Source organism: Stenotrophomonas sp. PS02298 (assembly GCF_029959445.1).
Taxonomy (GTDB): domain Bacteria; phylum Pseudomonadota; class Gammaproteobacteria; order Xanthomonadales; family Xanthomonadaceae; genus Stenotrophomonas.
Map to the genome: position 1 here is coordinate 1 of NZ_JASCOR010000160.1, position 9,647 is coordinate 9,647.

Genomic DNA, 9,647 nt, shown 5'->3' on the forward strand with positions numbered 1-9,647 from the left:
ATGCTCGGCAGAGGCCTTACCGGTAGAGCCCCAGCCGAGCATGGCTCGGCTCTACAGGTGGAGCAAAAGCAAAGGCCCGGAGTGATCCGGGCCTTTGTTGTTTTGGGTAGTGCCGAGCCATGCTCGGCAGAGGCCTTACCGGTAGAGCCCCATGCCGAGCATGGCTCGGCTCTACAGAGGATCAGCCGGAGATTGCCAGGCGCTCCTGGCGGTAACGCCATACCGCTACCGCCCACAGCAGCACTGCCAGCAACACCGAGGCACCCAGATATACCGCCCACTGCGTGGCCGATGGCATCTCGCCGCGGGTGACCTTCACCAGCATCTGGTTCTGCGACAGGAACGGCACCGCGTACTGCCACAGCTGGATGTCCTTCAGCGGATAGGCCATCAAGGCGTAGCCCGGCAGCATCGGCAGCATCATCAGCCAGACCATATGACTCTGCGCTTCCTTCATGCTCTTGGAACTGGCCGACAGGCAGGTCAGCAGCGCGGTACCAATCAGCACCAGCGGCAGCAGGATCGCCAGCAACTTACCCATTGCTGCAAAGCTGACGTCCAATGAGCGGGCCATGCCACTGCCTATACTTGCGCTCACTTTGAAGGACAGCAAGATCAGAAGCATTGAAGCCAAGCCCACCAGAACCGCTGCCAGCATCTTGCCGCTGACCAATGCACCGCGTGCTGCCGGGGTCGCCAGCAATGGCTCAAGCGACTGCCGCTCACGTTCGCCGGCGGTGGAGTCCATTGCCAAGTGCGATCCACCGACGAACGCTGTCAGCATCAGCATCAGCGGCAGCACGAATGAAAGGAAGATGCCGCGCTTGGCTTCGGCCGTTGCCAGATCGCGGGTGCCGACATTGACCGGCGCGGCCACCATCGGATTGACGCCACGAGCCAACAAGCGCAATGCGCCCACCGATTGCCCGTAAGCAGTCAGCACACTTCGCACCCTTGCGATCTGCACGTCGCCGGTACGGCGCGTGGTATCAGCGACGATCTCCACCTTGGCCGGCTTGCCGGCCTGCCAATCGGCAACGAAGTTCTCGTCGATCACCAAGGCCAGGTCTTCGCGCTGGCTGCGGATCAGTGCTTCATAGTCAGCCGGCGCTTCGGTGGCATTGATACCGCGACTGGCCAGGAAGGCAACCAGGTTCGGGGCGCGGGCGATACCCACCACCGGGATGCTCAAGTCCTTTTCCAACTGCGTCTCGGCACGCAGGTTGGTGAGCTTGTTCATGCCCAGGAACAGCAGCGGGTACAGCAGCGGCGCGGTCAGCAGCGTCAGCAGGAAGGTGCGACGGTCGCGGGCGAAATCGCGCAGCTCCTTGCGCATCACCGTGAAAATGGCACGGAAATATCCAGTCTGGCTCATGCGTGCAGGCCCTCCTCACTGCCGATCAGTTTCACGAACGCGTCTTCCAGGTTGCTCTCATGGGCCTGCTCGCGCAGCTCATCCGGCGTGCCCTGGGCAACCACCCTGCCCTGCGCGACGATCACGATGCGGTCACACAGCGCGGCGACCTCCTGCATGATGTGGCTGGAGAAGATCACGCAGCGGCCTTCCTCACGCAGCTCCTTGAGGAAGCCACGCAGACCACGGGTGGTCATCACGTCCAGGCCATTGGTCGGTTCGTCGAGGATGACGTTGCGCGGATCATGGATCAGCGCGCGGGCGATTGCGGTCTTGGTGCGCTGACCCTGGCTGAAACCTTCGGTGGCACGATCGAGGAAATCCTCCATCTGCAGCGCCTTGGCCAGGCGCGCGGTGCGCTCGACGATGGCGGCCGAACTCATGCCATGCAGTTCACCGAAGTAGTCGATGTTCTCGCGGGCGGTCAGGCGCTTGTACACGCCGCGCGCATCCGGCAACACACCAAGGCTGCGGCGCACTGCGTTGGGGTCGACGGCGGCGTCGATACCATCGACCAGCACGCGACCGCTTTCCGGCGTCATCAAGGTGTACAGCATGCGCAGCGTGGTGGTCTTGCCGGCGCCATTGGGGCCGAGCAGACCGGTGATCTGGCCATCATGGGCGGTGAAACCCACGTCATCCACGGCGATCACCGGCGTCTTGTCCTTGCCCCTGCCGGGGAAGGTCTTGCGAAGTCGTTCTGCAACGATCATGGAATCTAATCCTCAGTGATGCGGTGATGTCACGGTTCCCAGCCATTGAAGCTGGTGAACGGCGGCACGTAGTTGAGTTTTTCCAGGCAGGCACCGTCGAGCGCCTTCGGGTCGGTCTTCTCGATGAACTGCGCGAACAGCTTGGGCATGCAGCCCGCGCCGATGACGTTGTGGCCCTGGCCACGCAGCACGAACAGGCGCGCGTTATCCAGGTGCTTGACCACTTCCTCGCCATAGCGCGGCGGCGTGACCGGATCGAACTCGCCTTCCAGCACCAGCGTCGGCACCTTGCCGGCCAGCGGCTTGTGGAAATCGGCCGGTGCCGTGCCCTTGGGCCAGCTGGCGCACATCGCGCCCATGGCTTCGGCCATCTGGTTGCCGAGCACGGTGTCCGCGTCGGCACCGTTGGCGACCATGCCTTCCTTGTCTTCGCTGCACACCACCGACAGCTGCATGCCCATCGCCATGGCATCCTTCATTTCGCCCTGCAGCATCTGCGTCAGCGCCATCAGGTTGTCGTAGCGGCCGCCATTGGCTTCATGGATGAGCTTGGGCAGCAGCGCGCCGGCAGCCGGCATGTAGGCGTACATGCGGACGAGGCCAGCAACGGTCTCGGCACGCAGCTCGCCTTGCTGCTGTTCGCCGGTGCTGGCGTCGCGGTACTGCACCGTCACCGGCTGCGCGCGCAGCTTGGCCAGCAACGTGTCCAGCTCGGCACGTGGATCACCCAGCTTGTCCTTGCACGAGGCGGTCTTGGTGCATTGGGCGAACTGCAGCGCCAGTGCATCATCCAGGTTGCGCGCGAAGATATTGCCCAGCTGCAGGCTGTTCGGCACCACCGAGTCGAGCACGATGCTGCGCGTGGCCTGCGGATGGCGCATGGCGTACTGCTGGGCCACGCGGGTGCCGTAGCTGACACCGACCAGGTTGATCTGGCTCGCACCGATGGCCTGGCGCACCGCATCCAGATCCGCCACCGCCTCGGTGGTGGTGTAGAAGCGCAGATCCGCCTTCTGCGACAGCTGGGTGGCGCAGTTCTGCGCCGCTGCCTGCATCGACGCCGTGGTGAAATCGGCATCATCCGGCGTGTCACAGGCCAGCAGGTTGGATTTCCCGGTGCCGCGCTGGTCGACCAGGATCACGTTGCGGTGCTTGCGCACTTCGGAGAACGCCGCATCCACCTGCGGGTAGGTGGCGACCGCGGCCTGCCCCGGTCCGCCTGCAAGGAAGAACACCGGGTCTGGCTGCAGATCGCTTTCCTTCTCCGGGGCAACCCAGGCGATGTTCAAACTGATCTTGCGCCCTTGCGGGTTTGCCCGGTCTTCAGGCACTTCCAGCGTGGTGCACTGTGCTTCCAGGCTGTCGCGGCTGCCGGCCGAGCTCAGGCTGCAGGGTTGGAAGTTCAAGCTGCCAAGCGTCTGCGGCTTGCTGGCTACGGCCGCAACATCGCTGGTGCCGGCCGCGGCAGGCGCTGACGCAGGCGTATCGGTTGACCGCACCAGGCGGTAACCGACGATGCCGGCGATCACAGCCAGGGCGAGGATGGTTTGGGTCTTACGGGACATCATCGGAACAGCCCCTCACAGTTGAAAAGAAAACGGGTCTACCTGCATCCAGACGCGGGCGCGGCAGCTATGTGACATCAGGAAAGAAAATTTCTTCGATCCGGCGTTCGTACAAACGGGCGATGCGGAAGGCCAGCGGCAGGCTGGGATCGTATTTGCCGGTCTCCAGCGCATTGATGGTCTGCCGGGATACCTCCAGCTGCTCGGCCAACTCGCCTTGCGACCAGCCCCTGGCCTCACGCAACTCGCGCAATCGGTTATCCATCGCCCCGGCTCAGTGGTAACGCCGCGCGACAACACCCTTGGCCAGCCCATACGACAGGCACACCAAGGGAAACACCCAGATCATCGCCACGTTGGACGGTACATCGATGACCTTGGCCGACTGCAGAAAGCCCCCGGTCAGGTATACCAGCGAAATGAATGCCGTGGCGAAGCTCACCGCCTCCAGTTCGATGCGCTGCTGCAGCTCATCGGCATCGCGGATGTAGCGGATCATCGCCCGCAGCACCAGCATCATCGGCGGCACCGGCAACAAGGCGATCAAGGCGCGCAGTAGGCCGTCCTCGACCCGCTTGAGCAGCAGGATCGACAGCACCAGCAACACCACATAGCCGGTCATGGCCAGCATCACCTCGCGGGTATAGCGCTTGCGCAGCTTGGCCGGGGCGGCATCGCAGCCATCGGGCATCAGCCGGCGCAGCAGTGCCGCGATTGCCAGACCCAGGGCGATACCAAACAGGATGCCGATGACTTGCTGCGACACGCCCATCGGCTGCCAGAGCAGCAGCGCGGACGCGACCAAGGTGAATGCAGCGGCGGCGATCAACAAGCCCGCCGTCCAAAGATTGCGGCTCATCGGCCGGCCCCTTGCCGCAGTGGCTGCAGGCCGGACGGTACGACAGCACAGCGGCGGGCAACGGAGTCCGCCGCCGCGAAACAAACAAGAAACCTGCAATGACGCATGGCCAACTCCTGTAAAGCACGCTTGACACATCCTGCGGCCAGCCAGACCCGGCTGTCAAGCAAACTTTACAGATGAAACCCCGCTCGGCGGCGGCCAGCTCCTCGGCCTGGCGCGGAAAAGCAACGCCCATGACGAAAAAAGGCGCGACCTAAAGGGTCGCGCCTGCATATGGCCAACGTCAAACCAGCGGCCAGACCGGCCGGATCAACAACATGGCAGCTGCACGCCAGCCGCCAACCATCACTTGCTGCTGACGTACTTCTCGCGGCGGATCTGCGGCATCGGCAGACCGGCTTCCTTCAGCGCTTCCACGCAGGTATCGACCATGTCCGGATTGCCGCACAGGTAGGCGATATCGCGGGCCGGGTCCGGCGCGATCTCGGCCAGCTGCTGCTGCACATAGCCCTTGCGGACGTCGGCGTGCGGGTTTTCCGGCAGTTCGCGCGACAGGCAGGGCAGGTAGCGGAAGCCCGGATTGGCGGCCGCAAACGCGTAGAAGTCGTCGCTGTAGAGCAGTTCTTCCGGGGTCCGCGCACCCTGCAGCAGCACCACTTCCACGCCACGCTCAAGCATTGCCGTGCGCAGCTGCGGCAACATCGAGCGGTACGGGGTCACGCCGGTGCCGGTGGCGATCAGCAGGTAACGGCCATTGTGGTCGCCCGGCTGCAGGCAGAAGCGACCGAACGGGCCGCTGCCGCTGATGTGGTCGCCGGCCTTCAGGCCCTCGAACAGCGCCGTGGCAGCGCCGCCGGGCACGAAGCTGACCGCGATATCCACCGCCTCGCCCGGGCCCATCGCGTGGTCATGGATGGTGGCCAAGGAGTAGCTGCGCTTGGTTGCGGTGCCGTCGGCGTAGTCGAAATGGACCTGAATGAACTGGCCGGGCAGGAAATCCAGCGGCTGGCCGTCGTCACGGACGAACTGGTAGTGACCGACGCTGGGGGCCAGCATGCGGCTGCCGACCAGCTTGAGGGGGAATTGGATTGGCACAGGAGGGGAACAGTGTGTAACCGGGTATGGACCACGGGGCCTTCTATAATAGCCGCCTGCACTTATCCGACGCCTGTACCCGGCGCGAAGGCCACAGATTGGACTCCCGTACCCCTCCCGGCGCAGCCGCCCTGCGCATCACCGACCTGCGCAAGACCTATGACAACGGCGTCCAGGCCCTCAAAGGCGTGTCGCTGGAGGTCGCCCCGGGCGACTTCTTCGCCCTGCTAGGCCCCAACGGCGCCGGCAAGTCGACCCTGATCGGCATCGTTTCTTCACTGGTGAACCTGAGCGAAGGCCAGGTGCAGGTGTTCGGCAGTGACCTGGTGGCCAACCGCAGCGCGACCATGCGCCTGATCGGGCTGGTGCCGCAGGAGATCAACTTCAACCTGTTCGAGAAGCCCTTCGACATCCTGGTCAACTACGCCGGCTTCTACGGGATCCCGCGTGCCGAGGCCGAGGCCCGCGCCGAGCAGGAGCTCAAGCGCGCGCATCTGTGGAACAAGGCGCAGATGATGAGCCGCACCCTGTCCGGCGGCATGAAGCGCCGGCTGATGATCGCCCGCGCGATGATGACCCAGCCGCGCTTGCTGATCCTCGACGAGCCCACCGCCGGCGTGGACATCGAGATCCGCCGCGACATGTGGAAGACGCTGCAGGAGATCAACGCCGCCGGCACCACCATCATCCTCACCACGCATTACCTGGAAGAGGCCGAGCAGCTGTGCCGCAACCTGGCCATCATCAACCACGGCCAGATCGTCGAGCAGGGCCCGATGCGCGGGCTGCTGGCCAAGCTCGATGTGGAAGGCTTCCTGTTCGACATCGACGGTGAGCTGCCCGCACAGCTGCCGCAGATCGAAGGCGCCACCCTGGTCGCCACCGACGCGCATACGCTGGACCTGGACATGCCGCGTGCGATGGATCTGAACCGAGTCTTCGACGCCCTGAATGCCGCCGGCATCCGCGTGCGTTCGATGCGTACCAAGAGCAACCGCCTGGAGGAGCTGTTCGTGCGCCTCACCGGCAACCTGGAGAGCACCGCAGCATGAGTACCCCCGTTCCCGTGACCGACAGCAGCCGCAACTGGGTGGCGCTGGGCACCATCGTTCGTCGCGAGGTCAACCGCATCCTACGCATCTGGGGCCAGACCCTGGTGCCGCCGGCGATCACCATGACCCTGTACTTCCTGATCTTCGGCGGCCTGATCGGCTCCAAGATCGGGCAGATGGGCGGCTACAGCTACATGCAGTTCATCGTGCCAGGCCTGGTGATGATGAGCGTGATCCAGAACAGCTACGGCAACATCAGCTCCTCGTTCTTCGGCGCCAAGTTCGGCCGCCATGTCGAGGAACTGCTGGTCAGCCCGATGCCGAACTGGGTGATCCTGTGGGGCTATGTGGCCGGCGCCGTGCTGCGTGGCCTGATGGTTGGCGTGATCGTGCTGATCATCGCCATGTTCTTCACCCCCGTGCGCATCCCGCATCCGCTGGTGACGCTGACCACGGTGCTGCTGGGCGCGACCATCTTCTCGCTGGCCGGCTTCATCAATGCCGTCTATGCGAAGAAGTTCGATGACGTGGCGATCGTGCCGACCTTCATCCTGACCCCGCTGACCTACCTGGGCGGCGTGTTCTACTCGGTGACCTTGTTGCCGGGTTGGGCGCAGGCGATGACGCATGCCAATCCGATCTTCTACATGGTCAATGCGTTCCGTTACGGCCTGCTTGGCAGCAGCGACGTGCCGTTGTGGGTCTCCTATGCGTTGATGCTGGGCTTTGTTGCCGCGCTCACCGCATTGGCGCTGTGGCTGCTGCGCCGGGGCGTAGGCCTGCGTAGCTGAAAGAAGGCGCCGAAGGCGCCTTTTTTTTGCTTTTGTTTTGCTTGTTGTGGGAGCGGCATAAGCCGCGAAGCTCGCACAAACTCAAACCAAGATGACGCTGCAGCCAGGGTATTGCGAACCATGTTTTCTCTGCTCGGAGTCAATCTCAGCTTCGCGGCTCACGCCGCTCCCACAAAATCCGCGGCAGCAACACCTATGATGTCTTCACTCCCCTTTGTCGATGGATATCCAAGCTGATGCGCATCCTGATTCTCGGTGCCGGTGGTACCGGTGGTTACTTTGGTGGTCGGCTGGCGCAGGCCGGCGTTGATGTCACCTTCCTGGTGCGCGCCAACCGCGCTGCGCAACTGGACCGCGATGGCCTGGTGATCCGCAGTCCGCTCGGTGACGCCGCTTTTCCGGTCGCCCACGTCACTGCCGATGCCCTGCCGCAACTGGCCAGGGACCAGCCCTTCGACCTGGTCATCCTCAGCTGCAAGGCCTATGACCTGGACAGCTCGATCGACGCCATCGCGCCAGCAGTGGGCGCAAATACCACCGTGCTTCCGATCCTCAACGGCCTGCGTCACTATGCTGCGCTGGATGCGCGCTTCGGGCGTGCAAACGTACTTGGCGGCCTGTGCTTCATCAGCGCAACCAAGGCCGAGGATGGTGCCGTGCTGCATCTGGACAAACCAGCGAAGATCACCTTCGGCGAGCGCGATGGCGCAACCGACAGCGCACGCGTCGCTGCATTGGCCAAGGCCTGCGAACAGGCCGGCATCGACCATGTCGCCTCGGCCGATATCGCCCAGGAGCAGTGGATCAAGTACACCTTCCTGACCGCGCTGGCAGCCGGCACCTGCCTGATGCGCGCCGATGTCGGCAGCATCGTTGCCAGCGATCACGGCACCGCCTTCATGCAGGCCCTGTACGCCGAGTGTCTTGCGGTCGCCGCGCAGGCCGGGCAGCCGATTCCCGCCAAAGCGCAGGAAATCGCGCTGGGCGCGATCACCAAAACCGGCTCGCCGATCAAGGCATCGATGCTGCGTGACCTGGAAGCCGGGCAGCGCGTGGAAGCCGCACACATCGTCGGCGACATGCTGGGCCGTGCACTTGCCGCCGGGCAATCAGCGCCGCTGCTGCAGGCAGCCTACTGCCACCTGCAGGCCTACGAGGCGCAGCGCGCCGCTTGAAGCTTCGGCCTTGCGCCTGCCGTCAGACCGGCGGCAGGCGGAAGAAGGCACGGGTCGCGGCGGTGGCGTTGGCAGCGGTGACCGCCACATCTTCGCCGCGGTCGCGGGCCAGTTCCTCGACGATATGCGACAGGAACGCCGGCTCGTTGCGGCGGTCCTTGGGCAGCGGCCGCATCGTACGCGGCAGCAGGTACGGCGCATCGGTCTCGATCATCAGCCGCTCGGCCGGGATGTGCTTGACCAGTTCACGCAGGTGCGCACCGCGGCGCTCGTCGCACAGCCAGCCGGTGATGCCGATATACCAATCACGGTCCAGGTAATCGAACAGTTCGCGGCGCTCAGCGGTGAAACAATGCACCACCGCCGGGCCAAGCTTGCCGTCGAAGTTCTTCATCATCGCGATGAAATCATCGTGCGCATCACGCTGGTGCAGGAACAAGGGTTTGCCGTTCTCACTGGCGATCTGCAGCTGCCGCTCGAAGGCCTTGCGCTGGGACGGCCGCGGCGAGAAATCGCGGTTGAAATCCAGGCCACACTCACCCACTGCCACCACTTCCGGGTGCGTGTGCAACGCACGCATTTCCGCATCGCATTCGTCGGTGTACTCGCTGGCGTGGTGCGGATGCACGCCAGCCGTGGCGTAGAGGAAACCGGGGTGTCGTTGCGCCAGCGCCAACGCTATCGGCGAGTGCTCGCGGCTGGCACCGGTGATCACCATCTGCACCACGCCAGCGGCGCGGGCGCGCTCCAGCACCGCGTCCAGGTCGCGATCAAAGGATTCGTGGGTGAGGTTGGCGCCGATGTCGATCAGTTGCATTGAGCTGGGTGTGGTGAGGCGGAAAGGTGAATTGTAGAGGTTTGCCCGCAGGCGAGCCCTGTGCAGCATGAACGGAAACCCGTAGCCCGGGTAAGCGCAGCGCACCCGGGGGCGTTTCGCGGATTCGTCGGATGCCATGCGCAGAGCCCCGGGTGCGCTGCGC

General features: G+C 64.2%; 10 protein-coding genes. 3 read left to right on the top strand and 7 right to left on the bottom strand.

Annotation, left to right across the window (positions count from 1 at the left end):
• Window positions 1-181: 181 nt before the first annotated feature.
• The 6 genes from QMX78_RS17720 to QMX78_RS17745 all read right to left on the bottom strand — a co-directional run bounded on the left by QMX78_RS17720 (window position 182) and on the right by QMX78_RS17745 (window position 5,649).
• A complete protein-coding gene (locus tag QMX78_RS17720) occupies window positions 182-1,375 on the bottom strand; it encodes an ABC transporter permease (RefSeq protein WP_282271994.1) in 1,194 nt (397 codons plus the stop codon).
• Window positions 1,372-2,127 carry an ATP-binding cassette domain-containing protein gene (locus QMX78_RS17725; protein ID WP_282271996.1) on the bottom strand — a complete coding sequence of 252 codons (756 nt, stop codon included), beginning with the start codon at window positions 2,125-2,127 and terminating at the stop codon, window positions 1,372-1,374. Before QMX78_RS17725 ends, QMX78_RS17720 begins: the two co-directional genes overlap by 4 nt.
• 29 nt (window positions 2,128-2,156) lie before the next feature.
• Window positions 2,157-3,692 carry an alpha/beta hydrolase gene (locus tag QMX78_RS17730; RefSeq protein WP_282271998.1) on the bottom strand — a complete coding sequence of 512 codons (1,536 nt, stop codon included), beginning with the start codon at window positions 3,690-3,692 and terminating at the stop codon, window positions 2,157-2,159.
• Window positions 3,693-3,759: 67 nt separating this feature from the next.
• Window positions 3,760-3,957, bottom strand: a complete 198-nt coding sequence (locus tag QMX78_RS17735; RefSeq protein WP_282272000.1) for a helix-turn-helix transcriptional regulator — start codon at window positions 3,955-3,957, stop codon at window positions 3,760-3,762.
• Between the two features lie 9 nt (window positions 3,958-3,966).
• A complete protein-coding gene (locus QMX78_RS17740; protein ID WP_282272002.1) occupies window positions 3,967-4,551 on the bottom strand; it encodes a hypothetical protein in 585 nt (194 codons plus the stop codon).
• Between the two features lie 348 nt (window positions 4,552-4,899).
• Window positions 4,900-5,649 carry a ferredoxin--NADP reductase gene (locus QMX78_RS17745; RefSeq protein ID WP_282272003.1) on the bottom strand — a complete coding sequence of 250 codons (750 nt, stop codon included), beginning with the start codon at window positions 5,647-5,649 and terminating at the stop codon, window positions 4,900-4,902.
• A gap of 98 nt (window positions 5,650-5,747) precedes the next feature.
• Between QMX78_RS17745 and QMX78_RS17750 the strand changes: the two genes are divergently transcribed.
• The 3 genes from QMX78_RS17750 (at window position 5,748) to panE (ending at window position 8,667) form a co-directional block, all read left to right on the top strand.
• The gene (locus QMX78_RS17750) at window positions 5,748-6,701 is read left to right on the top strand and encodes an ABC transporter ATP-binding protein (RefSeq protein WP_282272004.1); all 954 of its coding nucleotides are present in this window, start codon (window positions 5,748-5,750) and stop codon (window positions 6,699-6,701) included.
• Window positions 6,698-7,492 (top strand): ABC transporter permease, encoded by a 795-nt coding sequence (locus QMX78_RS17755; RefSeq protein ID WP_282272006.1) that lies wholly within the window; start codon window positions 6,698-6,700, stop codon window positions 7,490-7,492. The genes QMX78_RS17750 and QMX78_RS17755 overlap by 4 nt, the downstream gene beginning before the upstream one ends.
• Window positions 7,493-7,728: 236 nt before the next feature.
• Window positions 7,729-8,667 carry a 2-dehydropantoate 2-reductase gene (gene panE / locus QMX78_RS17760; protein ID WP_282272008.1) on the top strand — a complete coding sequence of 313 codons (939 nt, stop codon included), beginning with the start codon at window positions 7,729-7,731 and terminating at the stop codon, window positions 8,665-8,667.
• 22 nt (window positions 8,668-8,689) lie between these two features.
• On the opposite strand, the gene QMX78_RS17765 is transcribed toward panE, so the two are convergent.
• Entirely contained in the window at window positions 8,690-9,484 is a 795-nt protein-coding gene (locus tag QMX78_RS17765; protein WP_282272011.1) for a TatD family hydrolase, read from the bottom strand.
• Between the last annotated feature and the right edge of the window lie 163 nt (window positions 9,485-9,647).

Excerpts from the sequence above, each read along its gene's own strand:
- panE (WP_282272008.1), top strand. The coding sequence starts at position 7,729 with ATGCGCATCCTGATTCTCGGTGCCGGTGGTACCGGTGGTTACTTTGGT.
- QMX78_RS17765 (WP_282272011.1), bottom strand. The coding sequence starts at position 9,484 with ATGCAACTGATCGACATCGGCGCCAACCTCACCCACGAATCCTTTGAT.
- QMX78_RS17725 (WP_282271996.1), bottom strand. The coding sequence starts at position 2,127 with ATGATCGTTGCAGAACGACTTCGCAAGACCTTCCCCGGCAGGGGCAAG.
- QMX78_RS17720 (WP_282271994.1), bottom strand. The coding sequence starts at position 1,375 with ATGAGCCAGACTGGATATTTCCGTGCCATTTTCACGGTGATGCGCAAG.
- QMX78_RS17740 (WP_282272002.1), bottom strand. The coding sequence starts at position 4,551 with ATGAGCCGCAATCTTTGGACGGCGGGCTTGTTGATCGCCGCCGCTGCA.
- QMX78_RS17735 (WP_282272000.1), bottom strand. The coding sequence starts at position 3,957 with ATGGATAACCGATTGCGCGAGTTGCGTGAGGCCAGGGGCTGGTCGCAA.
- QMX78_RS17730 (WP_282271998.1), bottom strand. The coding sequence starts at position 3,692 with ATGTCCCGTAAGACCCAAACCATCCTCGCCCTGGCTGTGATCGCCGGC.
- QMX78_RS17755 (WP_282272006.1), top strand. The coding sequence starts at position 6,698 with ATGAGTACCCCCGTTCCCGTGACCGACAGCAGCCGCAACTGGGTGGCG.